This window comes from Exiguobacterium sp. s7 (genome assembly GCF_018618195.1).
Taxonomy (GTDB): Bacteria; Bacillota; Bacilli; order Exiguobacteriales; family Exiguobacteriaceae; genus Exiguobacterium; species Exiguobacterium mexicanum_A.
The window spans coordinates 41,165-60,401 of record NZ_JACSLO010000005.1; the positions used below are offsets into that span (position 1 = coordinate 41,165).

The 19,237-nt window shown below is 53.8% G+C and carries 21 protein-coding genes; 2 read left to right on the top strand and 19 right to left on the bottom strand.

Annotated elements, in window-relative coordinates:
* Window positions 1–41: 41 nt before the first annotated feature.
* The 5 genes from KNP79_RS07920 to KNP79_RS07940 form a co-directional block, all read right to left on the bottom strand.
* Window positions 42–305, bottom strand: a complete 264-nt coding sequence (locus KNP79_RS07920; protein ID WP_021066838.1) for a phosphocarrier protein HPr — start codon at window positions 303–305, stop codon at window positions 42–44.
* A 70-nt stretch (window positions 306–375) separates the two neighbouring features.
* Window positions 376–816 (bottom strand): acyl-CoA thioesterase, encoded by a 441-nt coding sequence (locus KNP79_RS07925; RefSeq protein WP_215191906.1) that lies wholly within the window; start codon window positions 814–816, stop codon window positions 376–378.
* A gap of 9 nt (window positions 817–825) precedes the next feature.
* Window positions 826–1,614, bottom strand: a complete 789-nt coding sequence (gene sdhB / locus KNP79_RS07930) for a succinate dehydrogenase iron-sulfur subunit (protein ID WP_200881496.1) — start codon at window positions 1,612–1,614, stop codon at window positions 826–828.
* Between the two features lie 8 nt (window positions 1,615–1,622).
* Entirely contained in the window at window positions 1,623–3,380 is a 1,758-nt protein-coding gene (gene sdhA, locus KNP79_RS07935; protein ID WP_138859768.1) for a succinate dehydrogenase flavoprotein subunit, read from the bottom strand.
* Between the two features lie 16 nt (window positions 3,381–3,396).
* The gene (locus KNP79_RS07940) at window positions 3,397–4,014 is read right to left on the bottom strand and encodes a succinate dehydrogenase cytochrome b558 subunit (protein ID WP_034776788.1); all 618 of its coding nucleotides are present in this window, start codon (window positions 4,012–4,014) and stop codon (window positions 3,397–3,399) included.
* Between the two features lie 223 nt (window positions 4,015–4,237).
* Between KNP79_RS07940 and KNP79_RS07945 the strand changes: the two genes are divergently transcribed.
* Window positions 4,238–4,630 (top strand): YslB family protein, encoded by a 393-nt coding sequence (locus KNP79_RS07945; protein WP_251132917.1) that lies wholly within the window; start codon window positions 4,238–4,240, stop codon window positions 4,628–4,630.
* 43 nt (window positions 4,631–4,673) lie between these two features.
* On the opposite strand, the gene uvrC is transcribed toward KNP79_RS07945, so the two are convergent.
* Entirely contained in the window at window positions 4,674–6,458 is a 1,785-nt protein-coding gene (gene uvrC / locus KNP79_RS07950; protein WP_034776784.1) for an excinuclease ABC subunit UvrC, read from the bottom strand.
* Between the two features lie 72 nt (window positions 6,459–6,530).
* On the opposite strand from uvrC, the gene KNP79_RS07955 reads away from it, so the two are divergent.
* Entirely contained in the window at window positions 6,531–7,844 is a 1,314-nt protein-coding gene (locus KNP79_RS07955; RefSeq protein WP_215190310.1) for a dihydrolipoyl dehydrogenase family protein, read from the top strand.
* Window positions 7,845–7,885: 41 nt separating this feature from the next.
* Here KNP79_RS07955 and mnhG read toward each other — a convergent pair whose 3' ends face one another.
* The 13 genes from mnhG to KNP79_RS08020 all read right to left on the bottom strand — a co-directional run bounded on the left by mnhG (window position 7,886) and on the right by KNP79_RS08020 (window position 19,230).
* Window positions 7,886–8,245, bottom strand: coding sequence for a monovalent cation/H(+) antiporter subunit G (gene mnhG / locus KNP79_RS07960; RefSeq protein WP_034776781.1), 360 nt, complete (start codon window positions 8,243–8,245; stop codon window positions 7,886–7,888).
* Window positions 8,223–8,513 carry a Na(+)/H(+) antiporter subunit F1 gene (locus tag KNP79_RS07965; RefSeq protein WP_114165745.1) on the bottom strand — a complete coding sequence of 97 codons (291 nt, stop codon included), beginning with the start codon at window positions 8,511–8,513 and terminating at the stop codon, window positions 8,223–8,225. Before KNP79_RS07965 ends, mnhG begins: the two co-directional genes overlap by 23 nt.
* Entirely contained in the window at window positions 8,513–8,992 is a 480-nt protein-coding gene (locus tag KNP79_RS07970) for a Na+/H+ antiporter subunit E (protein WP_034776777.1), read from the bottom strand. Before KNP79_RS07970 ends, KNP79_RS07965 begins: the two co-directional genes overlap by 1 nt.
* A gap of 7 nt (window positions 8,993–8,999) precedes the next feature.
* Window positions 9,000–10,484 carry a Na+/H+ antiporter subunit D gene (locus KNP79_RS07975; RefSeq protein ID WP_138859773.1) on the bottom strand — a complete coding sequence of 495 codons (1,485 nt, stop codon included), beginning with the start codon at window positions 10,482–10,484 and terminating at the stop codon, window positions 9,000–9,002.
* Window positions 10,477–10,818 (bottom strand): Na(+)/H(+) antiporter subunit C, encoded by a 342-nt coding sequence (locus KNP79_RS07980; RefSeq protein ID WP_021066825.1) that lies wholly within the window; start codon window positions 10,816–10,818, stop codon window positions 10,477–10,479. The genes KNP79_RS07975 and KNP79_RS07980 overlap by 8 nt, the downstream gene beginning before the upstream one ends.
* The gene (locus KNP79_RS07985) at window positions 10,818–11,255 is read right to left on the bottom strand and encodes a Na(+)/H(+) antiporter subunit B (protein ID WP_034776773.1); all 438 of its coding nucleotides are present in this window, start codon (window positions 11,253–11,255) and stop codon (window positions 10,818–10,820) included. Before KNP79_RS07985 ends, KNP79_RS07980 begins: the two co-directional genes overlap by 1 nt.
* Complete coding sequence (locus tag KNP79_RS07990; protein WP_215191910.1) at window positions 11,239–13,668, bottom strand: Na+/H+ antiporter subunit A; 2,430 nt, start codon at window positions 13,666–13,668, stop codon at window positions 11,239–11,241. The genes KNP79_RS07985 and KNP79_RS07990 overlap by 17 nt, the downstream gene beginning before the upstream one ends.
* Window positions 13,669–14,039: 371 nt before the next feature.
* On the bottom strand, window positions 14,040–14,354 hold the full coding sequence (gene trxA / locus KNP79_RS07995; protein WP_034776769.1) for a thioredoxin: 315 nt from the start codon (window positions 14,352–14,354) through the stop codon (window positions 14,040–14,042).
* A gap of 106 nt (window positions 14,355–14,460) precedes the next feature.
* Window positions 14,461–15,426 (bottom strand): electron transfer flavoprotein subunit alpha/FixB family protein, encoded by a 966-nt coding sequence (locus KNP79_RS08000; protein WP_034776767.1) that lies wholly within the window; start codon window positions 15,424–15,426, stop codon window positions 14,461–14,463.
* A gap of 13 nt (window positions 15,427–15,439) precedes the next feature.
* On the bottom strand, window positions 15,440–16,213 hold the full coding sequence (locus tag KNP79_RS08005) for an electron transfer flavoprotein subunit beta/FixA family protein (RefSeq protein ID WP_021066820.1): 774 nt from the start codon (window positions 16,211–16,213) through the stop codon (window positions 15,440–15,442).
* A gap of 79 nt (window positions 16,214–16,292) precedes the next feature.
* Complete coding sequence (locus KNP79_RS08010) at window positions 16,293–16,871, bottom strand: fatty acid metabolism transcriptional regulator FadR (RefSeq protein WP_215191912.1); 579 nt, start codon at window positions 16,869–16,871, stop codon at window positions 16,293–16,295.
* A gap of 80 nt (window positions 16,872–16,951) precedes the next feature.
* On the bottom strand, window positions 16,952–18,625 hold the full coding sequence (locus KNP79_RS08015) for an AMP-binding protein (protein ID WP_215191914.1): 1,674 nt from the start codon (window positions 18,623–18,625) through the stop codon (window positions 16,952–16,954).
* A gap of 137 nt (window positions 18,626–18,762) precedes the next feature.
* Window positions 18,763–19,230, bottom strand: a complete 468-nt coding sequence (locus KNP79_RS08020; RefSeq protein WP_214708053.1) for a DUF4825 domain-containing protein — start codon at window positions 19,228–19,230, stop codon at window positions 18,763–18,765.
* Between the last annotated feature and the right edge of the window lie 7 nt (window positions 19,231–19,237).

Sequence of the window (19,237 nt, forward strand, 5' to 3'; positions counted from 1 at the left end):
AAAGACGAGGTAGCCGATTGGCCGCCTCGTCCGTCGCTCAATTACTGAGCAAGACCTTCGCTTGTGAGCATGTCAGAAAGCGTGTTAACCGCTTCTTCTGCATCGTCACCAGCTGCAGTGATTTTGATTGTAGAATCTTTTGCGATTCCGAGTGAAAGTACACCCATGATCGACTTGAGGTTTACTGTCTTACCGTTGTACTCAAGGTTGATATCTGATTGGAATTTAGAAGCTGTGTTTACCAACTGTGTAGCTGGACGAGCGTGAATTCCTGAATCTGCAACGACTGTGAACGTTTTTTCCATGACGTGAGGTCTCCCTTCAAATTTCAATTCTACAGGCGAACCCGCAGAATAATTGTTTGTGAACTCATTATCAAATGATAGCGGATTCGCAAAAATTCTGCAAGCGATTTTTATATTCTGGAGTCCATTCGATCGGACGACCGGATTTCGACAAGTGCACGAGGCTCGTACGCCCCGCGAACATGAGCTGGTCTCCATCATATGCCCCGTAATGAATATCACATGAAGTGTTTCCGACCGTCAAGACATTGGCATACACCATGATCGATTGCCGCGGCATCACTTGGCGAACGTAGTCGCACTGGGCATCTGCCACGACGACAAATCCATCTTTTAACGAAAAACCTGTCGCTTCAAGCAACTCGATCCGCGCGTCCTCGAAATAGATGAACGGAATGGTGTTGTTCATGTGACCGTACGGGTCGCACTCCGAGAATCGGACTTTGACGTCTAGCGCGACCCCTGCTCTGACACGTGTTTCCCAATTGGCTTCCCGGAAGTACTTCGTCATCCGTAGCCCTTACGCCTCGACCGCAGAACCGGTGCGGCCTTTGTCGCTACCGAAGAACGATTTGAACGAGTGAAGCGTCGTCTGACGGTTCATCGCGGCGATTGATGTCGTGAGTGGAATACCTTTCGGACAAACTTCGACACAGTTTTGTGCGTTTCCACACTGTGCGAGGCCGCCGTCTTCCATGAGCGCTTCCAAACGGTCTTCCGCGTGGAAGGCGCCAGTCGGATGCGAGTTGAAGAGACGGACTTGCGAGATCGCGGCCGGTCCGATGAAGCTCGATTTGTCATTGACGTTCGGGCACGCCTCGAGGCAGACACCGCACGTCATACATTTCGATAGTTCATACGCCCATTGACGTTTGTTCTCTGGCATCCGCGGTCCTGGTCCGAGGTCGTACGTTCCATCGATTGGGACCCATGCCTTCACTTTTTTCAACGCGTCGAACATGCGCTGACGGTCGACTTGAAGGTCACGGATGACCGGGAACGTCTTCATCGGAGCAAGACGGATCGGCTGTTCGAGCTTGTCGACGAGCGCCGTACACGATTGGCGCGGCTTGCCGTTGATGATCATCGAGCAGGCACCGCACACTTCCTCGAGACAGTTCATATCCCAGTTGATTGGTGTCGTCTTGTCCCCGTTCGCATTGACCGGGTTTCGGCGGATTTCCATCAACGCCGAGATGACGTTCATGTTCGGGCGGTACGGGACGGTGAACTCTTCCGTATAAGCGGCTTGATCCGGTCCGTCCTGTCGTTCAATGATAAAACGAATATCTTTTTGTTCAGATTGCATCGGCGTCGTCATTTCGTCTTCGCCCCTTTCTTCGAGTAATCCCGTTTGCGTGGCGGGATTAACGAAACGTCGATCTCTTCATACGAGATATCGACTTCCCCTGCGTTGTAACGTGCCATCGTCGTCTTCATGAACTTGTCGTCATCACGTTCCGGGAAGTCCGGTTTGTAATGAGCACCACGGCTCTCGTCGCGTTTCAACGCGCCAAGCGTGATGACGCGCGCGAGGTCGAGCATGTGGTCGAGTTGTCGAATGAACGATGCCCCTTGGTTGCTCCAGCGAGCCGTGTCGGTCGCGGAGATGTTGTTATAGCGTTCACGAAGCTCACGGAGTTTGAGGTCCGTCGCCTCGAGCTTGTCGTTGTAACGAACGACCGTGACGTTGTCGGTCATGAGTTCGCCGAGCTCACGGTGAATTTGATACGCGTTTTCCGTACCGTCCATCGCGAGGATATCGTTGAACCGCTCGATTTCTTCACGTTCGTTGAAGTTGAAGAGCGCTTCTGCCACGCTTTCTGTCGCCTGGTCGAGACCGCGCATGTAGTGAACGGCCGCCGGACCGGCTTCCATCCCGCCGTATACGGCAGACAAGAGCGAGTTGGCCCCGAGACGGTTCGCACCGTGCATCGAGTAATCGCACTCACCGGCTGCGAACAGGCCTGGGATGTTTGTCATCTGATCGTAGTCGACCCATAGTCCGCCCATCGAATAGTGAACGGCCGGGAAGATCTTCATCGGGACTTTTCGTGGATCGTCGCCGACGAACTTCTCGTAAATCTCAAGGATCCCGCCGAGCTTGATGTCGAGCTCTTTTGAGTCTTTATGCGACAAATCGAGGTACACCATGTTCTCGCCGTTGACGCCGAGCTTCTGGTTGACACAGACGTCGAAGATCTCACGCGTCGCGATATCACGCGGCACGAGGTTTCCGTAGGCCGGATACTTCTCTTCAAGGAAGTACCATGGCTTGCCGTCTTTATACGTCCAGACACGTCCGCCTTCACCGCGCGCCGATTCACTCATGAGACGAAGTTTGTCGTCCCCTGGAATCGCCGTCGGGTGGATTTGGATGAACTCACCGTTCGCGTAGACCGCCCCTTGACGATAGACCGCTCCAGCCGCTTGGCCGGTGTTGATGACCGAGTTCGTCGATTTGCCGAAGATGACACCTGGCCCGCCTGTCGCGAGGATGACCGCATCCGATGGGAACGCTTTAATTTCCATCGAGCGCAAATCCTGACAGACCGCACCACGGCACACACCTGCTTCATCGATGATGGCTCGGAGGAACTCCCAGCCTTCATACTTCTCGACGAGCCCTTGCGCCTCGTAGCGACGAACCTGCTCGTCTAGTGCGTACAGGAGCTGTTGCCCTGTCGTCGCACCGGCGTAAGCCGTACGGTGATGGAGCGTGCCGCCGAAACGACGGAAGTCGAGAAGACCTTCTGGCGTCCGGTTGAACATGACGCCCATGCGGTCGAACATGTGGATGATCTTCGGTGCCGCTTCCGCCATCTTTTGGACCGGCGGTTGGTTGGCGAGGAAGTCGCCCCCATAGACCGTGTCATCAAAGTGTTGCCAAGGAGAATCCCCTTCCCCTTTCGTGTTGACGGCACCGTTGATGCCGCCTTGTGCACAAACTGAATGTGAACGCTTGACCGGTACAAGCGAGAATAGTTTTACCGGAACACCCATCTCAGCCGACTTGATTGTCGCCATGAGTCCAGCCAGACCGCCACCGATGACGATCAAACTTTGATTTGCCATGAACTTTTCCCCCTAATTACAAGATGCCCGCGAACGTCAAGATAGAACGGATGCCGACAAAAGATAGTGCCAAGAAGACGACGCCTGAGACATAGCTCATGAAGCGCTGTGAACGAGGCGACTGTGTGATCCCCCACGTGATGGCAAACGACCAGAGACCGTTCGCGAAGTGGAACGTAGCCGAGAGGATCCCGACTATGTAGAAGATGAGCATGAGCGGATTGTCGACGATGTTTTGCATCATCTCCGCATTCACTTCAACGCCACGCAACTTCGCCAAGCGCGTTTCCCAAACGTGCCATGCGATGAAGATGACGAGGAAGACGCCCGTGAAGCGTTGGAGCATGTACATCCAGTTACGGGCGTATGAGTAACGGTTCGTGTTAATCGAACCGAGGAACGCGTAATACACGCCATACACTCCGTGGAAGATCATCGGCAAAGCGATGATGGTGACTTCAAGGAAATACAAGTACGGTAAGCTCTCCATAAATTTTGCTGCCTTGTTGAACGACTCCACCCCATCGACGATATAGTAGTTGACCGACAAGTGAACGATCAAAAACAAGCCGATTGGGATGACCCCAAGTAGCGAATGGACTTTACGACTGAAATAGTCACGACGCGCTGCCATTCTAGTTCCCCCTTTTCACGAGCCCTTGGCTCGTTTTGTAAATAAAAGCGTTTTCAAATGTAAATATAGCTTTCTGTCTCCTATTCTACTCTTGTGAAATTTGTATGACAAGACAACCCGACCGATTTGTGCCACATTCTTTTGCAAAATACCCGGTGACCAAAAGGGGAATCGTCGTTATAATGGTATAGAGAGAATGGAGTGATGGAAGAAGATGGAAACGATGAGCCAACCCACTTTCGCGATCGAACTGCTTCGCGATTATGTGTTGACGGATTTGCTCGGGGACGATTACGCCCAAGTCATCTATTGGTCGGGCAAACGGGTCGCACGCAAGTTCCCGGTCATGACGAATGACGAACTGAGCGCCTTCTTTATGGAGGCTGGCTGGGGGCAATTGACGCTCTTGAAAGAAAAAGGAAGTAAGTTCTTGTTCGAATTACTTCCCCCGCCTGCGACCCAAGAAAAGGCAACCGGCTACTTCCAGCTTGAGGCTGGCTTTTTAGCCGAACAAATTGCCGGTCGTTTCCAATGCGTCGCCGAGGGCTACGCCGATGTGGCGCGCCAGGCCGTCCAAATCACCGTCCAACTAGACCGAAAAGATACGTATGAATGACGAAGAGCCGATGCGACTGACCGCATCGGCTCTTGTTTTGTCTTCATTCGTCCGTCTCCTCATGAACGTATTGCAAAACGGTCTCGGCCAACTTCTCGGGCAGGCCTGCTTCCTTCAACTGTTCGAGCGAGGCGAGGCGGATTTGTTTCATCGAGCCGAAATGACGGATCAACTGCTGACGTCGCTTCGGCCCGACGCCCGGGATATCGTCGAGCACCGACTTCGTCATCTTCTTCGTCCGCAAACTGCGGTGGAACGTGATGGCGAAGCGGTGGACCTCGTCTTGCATACGTTGGAGCAAATAGAACGCGCTCGAGCGCGAATTCAGTTCGACGACCCCGCCGCCTTCACCGAACAAGAGCTGGCTCGTCCGGTGACGGTCATCTTTTTTGAGCGACCCGACCGGCAAGTCGAGCCCGAACTCGTTCTGCAGGACGTCGAGGGCGGCGTTCAATTGCCCGATGCCCCCGTCAATCAACAGCAAGTCCGGTAGACGCTTCTCTTCGGTCAACAGGCGACGGAACCGACGACGGACGACCTCTCGCATCGTCTCGTAGTCGTCCGGTCCTTGGACGGTACGAATCTTGTATTTCCGGTATTCCTTCTTGAGCGGCTTCCCGTCTTCGAAGACGACGAGTGCCGAGACGGCATCAGCCCCTTGGATGTTCGCATTGTCGATGATGTCGACGCGTGACAAGTTCGGGATGCCGATCGCCTCACCGAGTTCACGCATGGCGAGGAGTGTCCGCTCTTCGTCGCGGGCGAGCAACTCGAACTTCTCGTTCAAGGCGATGCCCGCATTTTTCGTCGCCAAGTCGAGCAGCTGTCGCTTCGCGCCGCGCTTCGGTTGCATCACTTTCGTCCCGATCGCCTCGTTCAACAAATCGATGCGGACGATCTCGGGGACGAGCACTTCCTTCGGCAATACGTTCTGCTCGTAGAACTGGACGATGAAACTCTCGAGCTCCTCGGACGGCTCGCCGTGGAGCGGGAACAGTGATACGTCGCGCTCGATCATCTTGCCGCCCCGCATATAGAACACTTGGACGCACATCCAGCCGCGGTCGAGCGTATAGCCGAAGACGTCGCGTGCTGTCGGGTCGGCCGTGATCATGTTCTGTTTGTTCATAATCGACTCGACGGCCCGGATTTGGTCACGGAGCTCAGCGGCTCGTTCGAACTGCATGTCTTCGGCCGCTCGTCCCATGTCGACTTGGAGCTTGGCGAGCGTCTCGCTCGTCTCCCCGTTCAGGAAGCGGCGAATCTCTTGGACGATCTCTTTTTGCTCGTCCGTGTCGACGGCGAGCTCGCAAGGTCCGAGGCACTGCCCGATATGGTAATACAGACAGAGCTTGCGCGGCATCGGTTGGCATTTCCGGAGCGGATACAGTTTATCGAGCAACCGCTTCGTCTCGTTGGCGGCATAGGCGTTCGGGTACGGGCCAAAATAGAAGCCGCCGTCCCGCTTCAGCTTCCGCGTCGTGAGTAACCTCGGGTACGGCTCGTTCGTGATCTTGATGTACGGGTACGACTTGTCGTCTTTGAGACGGATATTGTATTTCGGGTCATGCTTTTTGATGAGCGTCATCTCAAGCAGAAGCGCCTCGAGTTCGCTCGCCGTGACGATATACTCAAAGTCGCGAATCTCAGCGACGAGGCGCATTGTCTTGATGTCATGCGCCCCTGTAAAATAAGACCGGACCCGATTTTTCAGATTTTTCGCTTTCCCGACGTAAATGATCTCGCCGTACTCGTTCTTATGCAAGTAACAGCCGGGCTCGTCCGGGAGGAGCGCCAATTTATGTTTAATGTGGTCAGAATGACTCAAATTCAATCACCTCAGTTTAAGTTCCTTCCAGACGGGAAAAATTTGATGAAGTCTCAGAGGGAGGGTTTTGTTATGAAACGGTACGATGTCATCATCATCGGCAGCGGCTCGGCAGCGAGCCAAGCCGCTAACGTATTATGCGACGCCGGTAAACAAATTGCCATCGTCGAGAATTGGACGTTCGGCGGGACGTGCCCGCAACGCGGATGTGACCCGAAAAAGATGCTCGCGGAAGGAGCAGAGCTCATTGCCCGTGCGGAACGGATGAAATCGCTCGGTGTCCACGGCGCGCTCACGCTCGATTGGCACGCCTTTAAACGGCGTATCGACGAGTATCGTTTCGCCGTCCCGACGACGAAGATGCATCATTGGAAAGAGCACGACATCGACTTGTTCGAAGGCGAACCCCATTTCATCGATGAAGACTCAATTGTCATTGATGGGCATGAAATCTCGGCGCATCAGTTTTTAATCGCTTCAGGTCTCATTCCGCGACCGCTCGACATCCCGGGTGGCGACTTGGCCATCACGAGCGACGACGTTTTCGACCTCGACGACTTGCCAAAACACGTCATCATCATCGGGGCCGGCTATATCGCGTTCGAATTCGCACATATCCTCCGCCGCTTCGGGAGCGAGGTGACCCTCCTCATCCGATCGCGGGCACTTAAACAATTCGATCGCAAAGTCGTCAAACGTCTCGTCGATGAGACGCTTCGAATCGGCATCGATGTCCGTTACGGCATCGAGCCCGTCCGGATGGATGGGGACGTGCTGACGTTATCAGATGACTCTACCCTCGAAGGCGTCGTCCTTAACGCCACCGGGCGAATTCCGAGCATCGAACGGCTCCGTTTGGACGCGGCCGGTATCGAGTCCGACCACGGCGGCGTCCTCGTCAATGAGTTCCTGCAGACGACGAATGCGAACGTATATGCAGCCGGGGACGTCGCCAAGAGCCGCAACCCCGCCCTCACCCCGTTCGCGGGGCAGGAAGGACGCATCGCCGCTCTCAACCTGTTACGGGACAACACGCGTCCTTTACCGGAGCGCCCTGCCCCGACGGTCGTCTTCACGACACCGCCGATTGCCAAGGTCGGACTGACGGTCGAGGAGGCGAAGGCGCGCGGCATCGACTACGAGTGTAAGGACAACGACTTGTCCCATTTCTTGACGTATGAGCGCATCAACGACACGACGGCGTTTTCCCGCATTCTGCTCAGCAAAGACGGCCACGTGCTCGGGGCCCACTTGATCGGGCAACATGCACCGGAATTGATCAACTTGTTCTCGTTTATTATACAAAACAACATCACCCATCAACACATCAAACACTTGGAGTTCGCCTATCCGACGTCAGCCTCTGACGTGACGTATCTGATGTGACGCAAAAAGGCTCTTCCAATTTGACTTGGAAGAGCCTTTCGTCATTCGATTCCTTTGTCCTTATCTTCTCGAAGTGCATCTTGGAGCGATTTCTTCCAAAGCGGGACACCTTGAGAATGGGCCGCGCGGGCCACCAAGTGACTTCCGACCGGCGCCGTCAACAAGACGAAGAACAGTCCGAGCAGAAGCCGTGCGTCAAAGATGCGCTGGTCGACCCAGACGTGCAAGAGCGCCGCGAACAGGACGAACATGACGCCGAGCGTCGCACTCTTCGAGGCGGCGTGGGCGCGGGAATAGATGTCCGGGAGCCGGATCAGACCGATCGCCGCGACGACGGTGAAGAACACCCCGATGATCGTGAAGACACCGGTCAAGATGTCATAAATCATTGTTGCGGTCATGTTGGATGATCTCTCCCTTCTCGAGGAATTTCGAGAACGCCACCGTTCCGATAAAGGCTAAAATCCCGAGCAAGAGGATGACCTCGAAGAACATCGTCGTATCGAGCAAAATCGATAACAACGATACGACCGAGATCAACCCGATGCCGATCGAGTCGAGGGCGATGACTCGGTCCGCTGTCGTCGGCCCTTTGACGACCCGGTACAGCATACCGAGCATGGCGAGCACGAGGATGGCGAGGGCGACGTAAATAATAATATTTAACATTAGCTGGTCGCCTCCTTGATGTTCGACTCAAAGTTATCGTAAATGTCTTGTTTGAGCGACTCTTTATCCGGCATATGGAGCGCATGGATATAGAGCGTCTTATTGTCGTCTGACACTTGGACGACAAGTGTACCTGGTGTCAGCGTGATGAGCATCGATAGCCAACTCACTTTCCAACCGGCATCGAGTTCGGTGTGATACCGAAAGATGCCTGGTTGGATTTTTAGTTTCGGGCTCAAGACGAGCCGGAGCACTTCAATGTTGGCTACGACGAGTTCGCGACAGAAAATCAAGAACAGTTTAAACAGTTTCAAGACACGGGTGAAATAAAAGTCCGTGTTTTTGAAGAAGCGGCGCATCATGAAGATGACGAGTAACCCGAGCAAGTAACCGATGATGAATCCGCTCGTCGTGAACGTACCCGTGAAGAACATCCAAATGAACGCCAGGAAAAAGTTGATGAGTAGTTGGTAAGCCATCTCTAAATCACTCCTTAATCACGGCATCGATATAGATTTCGGGTTGCACGAGCGGTTCGATTGCCTGGGTAATGAACGGATGCATCGCTTCGGCACCAAACCCGTAGGCGACGGCGACCGCGACAAGCAAGAACGTCGGCACGATGAGGCGGTTCATATACGGCACGAGCGGACCGTCATAGACTCGTTTCTCTTCTCCCCAAAATCCGTACAAGAAGATTTTGATGACCGAGAAGAGGACGAACAGACTCGACAGCAAGATGAGGAGCGGCCCGAATAGGCTGCCTTCCCCGACCCCGCCTTGAACGATCAACAGTTTCCCGAAGAATCCGCTAAGTGGCGGAATCCCGGCGAGCGACAACGCTGCGATGAAGAACGTCCAACCGAACAATGGGAAGCGGGTAATCAAACCGCCCATGTCGCGCAGTTGACCGGACTTGGTGATGCCGATCATCATCCCGACGAGCATGAACAAGGCGGCCTTGATCAACATGTCATGAATCAAATAGTAGAGCGCCCCTTCAAGCGACGTCTGCGTGTTGAGTGCGATTCCGTACAAGATGACCCCGACGGCGATCATGATGTTGTAGATGATGATCAACTTGACGTCGTTGTAGGCGATCGCCCCGATCATCCCGATGACGATCGTCAACACGGCGAGGATAATCAAGAAGTTCTGCATGAACGCACTTCCGCCATCAAACAGGAGCGTATACGTCCGTAAGATCGAGTAGACGCCGACTTTCGTCAACAGCGCCCCGAACATGGCGAGAATCGGTGTCGGTGCCACGACATACGAGCCCGGGAGCCAGTAATGGAGCGGCACGAGTGCCCCTTTCAAGCCGAAGACGATGACGAAGAACACACCGATGACGGTGATGACGCTTTGATTCTCCACGAGGGGAATCTTTTGCGCGAGGTCCGCCAAACTGAGCGTACCGACCGTCCCGTAAAGAAGCGCGACGGCCATGACGAACAGCGCCGAGGCGATGACGTTCACGAGCAAATACTTGATTGACTCGCGTAACTGAACGCCCTTCCCGCCGAGCACAATCAACACGTACGACGAGATGAGGAAGACTTCAAAGAAGACAAACAAGTTGAAAATATCGCCTGTCGTGAAGGCACCGTTCACCCCGACGAGGAGGAACAGCATCGCGACGTAGACGTAGTTCGATTCATAGGCGTCTGAGAAGTAATGGGTCGCAAACCAGACGATGAAAAAGACGAGCAACGTCGACGTGGCGACGAGTAGTGCCGACAGCATGTCCGAGACGAGCGTGATTCCGAACGGTGCCGGCCAGTTCCCTAAGTTGACGGTCATGATGCCGTCTTGAGACACGGTGAAGATGAGCAGCACCGTCACTGCAAACGTTACAAGTAAAGCCCCGAGTGCCACTCCGCGTTGCAGACGAACTTGCTTCGGTGCGAAGAGAAGAAAGATGGCCGCAAGCGCCGGGATGACAATCGGAAAGATCGGTAAGTTAATCATTCGATTCCGTTCCTTTCATTTCCTCAATATTATCCGTGTTCAGTTCCTGGTAAGCCCGATACGCGAGCACGAGGAAGAACGCGGTCACCCCGAAGCTGATAACGATCGCCGTCAAGACGAGCGCTTGCGGGAGCGGGTCGGTATATTCCGTGACCCCATCGACGAGAACGGGTGCCGCTCCGGTTTTCAGTCCACCCATCGTCAAGACGAGCAAGTGGGCAGCGTGGCTGAGCAACCCGGTGCCGATGATGATGCGCAACAAACTCTTTGAGAGAATCATATAGACCGCGCTCATCGTCAGGACACCGATGATGATGCTAACGAAGATTTCCATTATTCACTCTCTCCAATCGTTTGAATGATCGTCATCGTCACACCGATGACCACAAGGTAAACGCCAAGGTCAAAGGCGATCGCCGTGTGAAGCGTCTGTTCGCCCAAGAGCGGCAAATCGAATTTGTCATAGGCGTGCGTCAGGAACGGACGGTCCCAAAAGATGCTATGGAGTGACGTCAGCATCGCGATGACGAGACCGAGCGCCGTCATCTTCCGATAATCGAACGGGAGCACGTCAGCGAGCGTCTTCGAGTCAAAGGCGAGAAGCAAGAGGACGAGCGCCGCCGCTGTCATCAAACCACCGATGAAGCCTCCGCCCGGCGAGTAGTGCCCGGCGAAGAACAAATTGATCGAGAACACGATGATGATGAAGAAGATGATCACCGCGGCCGTCTGTAAGATGACGTCATTGACCTGATCATTTTTTCGGTTCATGTTCGCGCGCTCCTTTCGTACGTACTGTCGTTCTAAATTTGATCATCGTGTAGATCCCAATGGCCGCGATGGCAAGGACGACGATCTCGAACAACGTATCAAAGCCACGGAAGTCGACAAGGACGACGTTGACCATGTTCTTCCCGGCTGCCAAGTCATAGACGTTTTCTTTATAATACTCGGAGATCGACGACAATGACCGATTCGACAGCGCCATGAAGCTGAGGAGCGTCACCGTCACCCCGACGAAAATCGAGACAATCGCATTCTCGATTTTAAACTTAACACGCACTTCTTTCTTGCTGATCTCCGGCATATGGTAGAAGACGAGCAAGAACAAGGCGACCGATACCGTCTCGATGACGAGTTGCGTCAAGGCGAGGTCCGGGGCATTGAAGAAGACGAAGAACAACGCGACCGAGTAGCCGACGACACCGAGCAAGATGATCGACGGCAGACGCGAACGCATGAACAGAATCGCGAGCGATGCCAAGATGACGACCGCCCCGAGGACGTATTCATACGGTGCGACAGGTTCCATCTCGCCGAACGAGAAGTCGAACAAGTCGAAGCGATACATCGAGAACAACATCATGCCTGACAAGAACAAGAAGATGTACACCAAATACGAGCGGATGAAGCCCGTCATATAGTTGTCTTTAAAGCGGTACGCCGCCTTGTTCGACCAGACGAGCGTCCCGTCGTACATGCCATTGAGCGTCAAGCGATGCGGGATATGGTTGTAGATGCCCATCCACTTGTTGATCGTGAAGAACATGAGCGTCCCGAGTAAAACAATTCCGATTGTCATGAGTAGCTCAGGCGTGATGCCATGCCAGAAGTAGATGTCGACTTTCACGTCCTGCCCGCTCGCGACGAGCGTCGGATAAATCGACTCGACGGCCGGCTTGATGAGCGAGTTCGACAACACGTTCGGTACGAAACCGAGAACGACGACGAGGATAGCGAGAATCGCTGGCGGGATGAGCATCCCGATCGGTGCCTCGTGCGGCTGTTTCGGTAACCGGTCGAACTGGGCTTTGCCCATGAACGTCCGGGTGAAGATAATCAAGCTGTAGATGAACGTGAACACGCTCGCGATGAACGCGACGACCGGGATCAAGATGCCGATCGTATCGAGCGCGAAGAAGTCCATCGAGAACACTTTCGTCGTCGCCTTCAAGAACATCTCTTTACTGAGGAAGCCGTTGAACGGTGGCAACCCTGCCATCGACAACGAGCCGATGACGGCGATCGTGAACGTGATCGGCATGACGGTCATCAGACCGCCGAGCTTACGGATGTCACGCGTCCCCGTCTCGTGGTCGACGATTCCGACCATCATGAACAGCGACCCTTTGAACGTCGCATGGTTGATCAAGTGGAAGATCGCCGCGATCGTCGCGACCATATAGATGTTGTCATCCATGCCGTCATAATGTAGCGCCGCGGCCCCGAGGCCAAGAAGCGACATGATAAGACCGAGCTGACTGACGGTCGAGAAGGCGAGAATCCCCTTCAAATCGGTCTGTTTGACCGCGTTGAACGAACCCCAGAAGAGCGTGAACGTCCCGACCGAGGCAATGATCCATAGCCAGAGTGACGACTCTTGGAACACCGGACTCATCCGTGCGACAAGATAGAGACCGGCCTTGACCATCGTCGCCGAGTGAAGGTATGCACTGACCGGGGTCGGTGCCTCCATCGCATCCGGCAACCAGATGTGGAACGGGAATTGCGCTGACTTCGTGAAGGCGCCGAGCAAGATGAGAATCATCGCCGCGATAAAGAACGGGCTGTCGGCGATGAGTGCCTGATTGGCGACCATGTCACGGATGCTGAATGAGCCGACGATCGACTCGAGGATCACAATCCCCCCTAGCATCGACAAGCCCCCGAACACGGTGATGAGCATCGACTTACGTGCCCCGTAGCGTGAGCGTTCTTTCTCGTACCAATACCCGATCAACAGGAACGACGAAATCGATGTGAGTTCCCAGAACATGTACATGACGACCATGTTATCCGAGAGGACGACACCGAGCATCGCACCCATGAACAAGAGCAAGTACACATAAAAATGACCGAGCGACTCTTTGTCTTTATTCAAATAGTAAATCGAATAGAGGACGACGAGCGCCCCAATCCCTGTAATGAGGAGGGCAAACAATAGGCCGAGCCCGTCCACGTAGGCCGTGAAGTTGATGCCGAGCGATGGCATCCATTCGACCGTCTCCGTCACGACGTCCCCCGCGCTCGTGATTCCGATGAAGCGGAAGAAGTACACGAACAGGACGACCGGAACGATTAACACGAACCAACCCGTATGGATTCGCTTCAGCGCCCGGAACAAGAACGGGATGAACGGTGCCGCGAGAAGCGGCAATAAGATAGCTAAATGTAACACCGACAAGAAAATTCCTCCTTCGAACAGAGTCTTACAAGCGATGGGCCAATTATTAAGGTCACTTGACGCCATCATGTCTTCTTCATGAGTATAGCGTAAATTTTCAGTCTGTTTCCATGATAAAACCTTCCCGCTTTTCAGAGCCTCGTCAAAAAATACCGAACTGTTAAATATGAAGAGAGTCGACAAAAAGCGACGAAAAAAAATTCTGATCAAGCGTTGTATGTATCCGTTTTCAGATGGTGCTTTTTCCGGATTCCCCGTTAAATCCGGACCGAACCTTAACCGTTGTTATTCCATGCGAAACGACTAAACTCCTTCTTCCCTAACGAGCCCAACAAAAAACAGCCGACCAGTTCCCCGGTCGGCCGTACGCATTATTTTGCTGTCGCGATAAACTCTTTGAGTGCTTCTTTTGGTTGGAAGCCCATTGTTTTCGAAACAGGTTGTCCATCTTTGAACATCATGAGTGTTGGGATACTTTGGATTTGGAAAGCACCCGCTACTTCTGGGTTCTCGTCAACGTCAAGTTTCACGATTTGGACTTGATCGCCCATCTCTTGGTCAAGCTCTTCGAGTACCGGTGCGATCATGCGGCACGGTCCACACCAAGCTGCCCAGAAATCGACGAGGACGACGCCCTCTTTTACTTCTTGTTCAAATGTTTGAGTCGTTGCGTGTTTAATAGCCATTTGGTAAATACCTCCCCAGTAAGATGTGAGAGCCGATTAAGAACTCTCATGCATTTCATGTTCAGAGTATACCACGGAGGGTACGTTTCCCCAAACATTCTGCATATCAGCTATTGACGAGGTGTTTGCGGAACTCTTCCGTCAAGAGCGGGACGACGTCGAACAAGTCACCGACAATGCCGTAGTCGGCCACGGTGAAGATGTTCGCTTCCGGGTCTTTGTTGATGGCGACGATGACTTTGGCGTTGCTCATCCCGGCCAAGTGTTGGATCGCCCCAGAGATGCCGCAGGCGATATACAAGTCCGGCGTGACGACTTTCCCGGTCTGCCCGATTTGTAGCGCGTAGTCACAGTAGTCGGCGTCACATGCTCCACGTGAAGCACCGACGGCCCCGCCGAGCAATTCCGCGAGCTCTTCGAGCGGCTTGAAGCCGTCCTCACTCTTGACGCCACGGCCACCGGCGACGATGACTTTCGCTTCCGTCAAATCGACTTTCCCCGTCGCCTTGCGGACGACTTCTTTGACGATCATGGCGAGGTCCTTGAGCTCCACGCTCGGTGTCTCGACCGACACACTCGCTCCAGCCGTACGCGGAAGAGCGTCGATGTTGTTCGGACGGATTGTGAAGAACATGACCGAGTCTTTGAACTTCACTTTCTCGAACGCTTTCCCTGAATAGATCGGGCGAACGAACTCGGCGTCTTTGCCAGATCCTTCAATCGAGACGACGTCACTGATGAGACCTGCGTCCAGACGAGCCGCTAGTTTCGGGGCGATATCTTTCCCGAGTGCCGTATGGCCGAGCACGATCATGTCCGGCGACTCCTGGTCGATGACTTGGCGGAGCACTTGTCCGTAACCGTCTGGCGTGTAATGTTTGAGACGCTCGTCTTCGATGACGAGGACGCGTCCCGCGCCGTATTCCCCGAGTTCATTGGCGAGTGCTTTGACATCATCCCCGATGACGACCGCCGTCACGTCGTCCGTCAGTTGCTTCGCCGCGGCGATGGCTTCGAATGATACGTTCCGTAACGCGCCTTCACGCGCTTCTGCGAGTACTAGAGCTTTCATCTATGTGTCCCCCTTAAATGACTTTGGCTTCCGTGCGAAGTAATTGAACGAGCTCGCTCACTTGTGACGACGTATCCCCTTCAAGGATGCGTCCGGCTTTCTTCTCTTCTGGCAAGAAACGTTCAATCGTCTCGATTTTCGCTTCGATCTCGTCTTCATCGAGGTCGATGTCCGACAGTTCGAGTTCTTCGAGCGGCTTCTTCTTCGCCTTCATGATACCTGGAAGGCTCGGGTAACGCGGTTCGTTCAACCCTTGTTGCGCCGTCACGAGGAGCGGGAGCGCCACTTCGATCACTTCGGTGTCCCCTTCGACGTCGCGTGTGACCGTCGCCGTCGTGCCGTCGATGTCGAGCTTCGTGATCGTCGTCACGTAGTTCATGTCCAGCAGTTCAGCGACGCGTGGTGCGACTTGGCCGCTGCCGCCGTCGATGGCGACGTTCCCCGCGAAGATGAGATCTGGCGCTTGCTCTTTCAAGTACGTGGCGAGTACTTTTGAGATTGTCACGTGATCGGCGTCCTCGACGTCATCCTCGATTGAGATACGGACCGCTTTGTCCGCACCCATCGCGAGCGCCGTGCGAAGTTCTTTGTCCGCGTCTTCTGGACCGACCGTCACGACCGTGACTTCTCCCCCGAGATCGTCACGCTTGCGAATGGCCTCCTCGACCGCATACTCATCGTACGGGTTAATGATGAACTCAGCGCCGTCTTCTTGAATTTCCCCATTCTCGAGCTGAATCGCTTCTTCTGTATCGAACGTACGCTTCAGCAATACAAAAATATTCATCGTAGTTCCCCCTTTAAGTTGTTCGCACCATCATTCATGAATCTCCATTCATTTTTTGAGCTAGCGAGAGGGCTTACGGTTAAGCAAGCCCTTTTTTTAACATATGGTGTACTTTCGGTAACGTCGACATCAAATCATATTTGAAGCCGCTCGCCATCCAGCTCGTGACCACTTCATCAATCGTGCCGAAGATCATCTGCCGGGCGAGGCGATAGTCAAGTTCTTGGTCGAACTCGCCGGTGTCGACCCCGTGCTGTACGACCGCATCGATCAAGTTCAAGTACGGCTTCAACACTTCGCTGATCTTTTGACGAAGCGCCAAGTTCGACTGCCGAAGCTCGATTTGCGTCACGACGGCGAGGTCGTAATCGGCCGACAGTTGCTTCAAGTGCGACTCGATCAACTGATAGAGTTTGTCGCCGGCCGTCGTCTCCCGCTCGATTTGTTGCTTCGAGTAGTCGATGAACAAGCCCATCTTCGTTTGGAACAATTCAATCAACAGATGCTCCTTGTTTTTGAAGTACAGATAAATCGTTCCGTCGGCGACGCCCGCCTCTTTGGCGATGGCCGTCACCTTTGCACCGTGATAGCCATGATCCGCAATCACTTTCACTGCCGCATCGATAATGCGGTCACTTTTTGATCCATTCTTTGTCATAAACACCCAAGCTCCTTACCGCTGCAGAAAAATGAATGATGGTTCATTCATTTATTATTCTATCATGTGACACGGTTGTGTCAACTGCTTTGTTTCACTTGTTTCGCCTTCTCTTCGTCGACGAGGACACGACGTAAAATCTTACCGACGAACGTCTTCGGCAACTCCTCACGGAACTCGTACAGCTTCGGCACTTTATACGCCGCGAGCTTCTCGCGACAGTGTTTGTCGAGCTCCTCTTCTGTCACGCTGGCGCCGTCACGCGTCACGATGAACGCCTTGACCGTCTCGCCGCGATATGGGTCCGGGACGCCGATACAGACCGCTTCCTTGACGGCCGGATGCTCATAGAGCACTTCTTCGATTTCACGTGGATAGACGTTGAAGCCTCCGGCGATGATCATGTCTTTCTTCCGGTCGACGATATAGAAGAACCCGTCCTCGCCCATATAGCCGAGGTCACCGGTCGCGAGCCATCCATCCTTCAAGACGGCAGCCGTCTCTTCCGGCTTCTGCCAGTATCCTTTCATGACTTGCGGGCCATGAAGCATGACTTCACCGATCTCGCCGACATCCGCCGGCGTCTCCCCGTCTGCCTTTACAATTTTAGCAGATGTGTCCGACAACGGCACGCCGATCGAGCCGACGACCCGTTTATCCCATAGGAAGTTCGCGTGCGTGACCGGTGATGTCTCCGATAACCCGTACCCTTCGACGATGCGACCGCCCGTGATGCTCTCGAACTGCTCCTGCACTTCGACCGGGAGCGGCGCCGACCCGGAGATACACGCCTCGATTGACGACAGGTCATATTTCTTCAATTTCGGGTCGTTGAGGATGCCGACATACATCGTCGGTGCACCTGGGAAGAAGTGTGGCTTCTTCTTGTGAATCGTCTTCAAGACGTCGGTGACATCAAAGCGCGGGACGAGGACGAGCTCATATCCGTTCGCCATCCCGAAGTTCAGACAGCATGTCATCCCGTAGACGTGGAAGAACGGCACGACGCTCAAGACACGCTTTAGGTCGCCTCGGTTATATCTATAGAAGAAGTTCGAGATTTGGTCGACGTTCGCCGTCAAGTTGAAGTGGGTCAGCATGACGCCTTTTGGCAACCCCGTTGTCCCGCCCGTATATTGCAAGACAGCGACATCCTCTTTCGGATCGATTGCGATCGGGGTGATCGGCCCGAAGTTCTTATAGTCTTTGAATGCGACCGAACCTGTCGTGTCGATGACGATGTTGTTCTCACGTTTCACTTTGATCGGGTACAGCTTGTTCTTCGGGAACGGAAGATAGTCGGCGATGCTCGTCGTGATAATCGTCTTGATGTCCGTCTTCTGTTTCACACGAAGCGATTTCGGATAGAGGAGGTCGAGCGTGATGAGGATGTTCGCACCTGAGTCGGTGATCAAATTCTCGAGCTCATGCTCGGTGTAGAGCGGGTTCGTCTGGACGACCGTTCCACCAGCGTACAAGACGGCGTAGAATGAAATGACGTATTGCGGACAGTTCGGGAGCATCAGGCTGACGCGGTCCCCTTTTTGCAGGCCTTTCGATTGGAGCATCGTAGCGAGTCGCTTCGCCGCGTCATCGACCTCGGCGAACGTCAACTCTTTGCCGATGAAAGAGACGGCGGTCCGGTCCGGATAATCGGAAGCGGCCCGGGCTAGCGCCTCATAGAGCGGCTTCACCTCGTAATCAATCGTTTCTGGCATGTCAGCTGGATAATCTTGCAACCACGGTTTGTTCATCGATTCTCCTCCTTGGAATGAATAGTCATTCAGTTAACTCTATTATAATGCCAAGAAAACGCTTTCATCTACCCTTTACCCGATAATTTTCAGAAAATATCGAAAAAACGTGCGCGGATGAAAGTTTCCGCACACGTTCAGATTCTCTTGAAATAGGCTTCGGTCTGCTCTTGGTTGCTGATTTTCTCGTCCAAGTGATCCTTTAACTCTTTTTCCCACTTGATCGTCGAGAAGTCGATGTCGAGCCACGCCTCCATCTCCGGGCGTGAGAACGAATATGTCCGGTTCGGGAAAGCGAAGCGGACAATCTCCGTATTTTGCACGAGTGTGAAGTACGTCGCCGCATTCCGAATCGCGAGCCGCTCCTGTTCGATCCGTTCAATCTCAGGATCACTGTAACGAATCGTCAGCCCGTAAGGACGTTTTTTCGTCTGCAACTCGATCGACTTGTAGCAGTCGTGCATCGGCAACGTCTGGGCGATGCCGGCGACGGCGCTGTTGTCCCCGACGTAAGACCCTTTGTATTGGAAAGCGTTCGATCGTTCGGTGTCCCCGCATCCAGCGAGCACGATGAGCAAGACGACGAGCAGACTGAGCCGTTTCATGAAAATC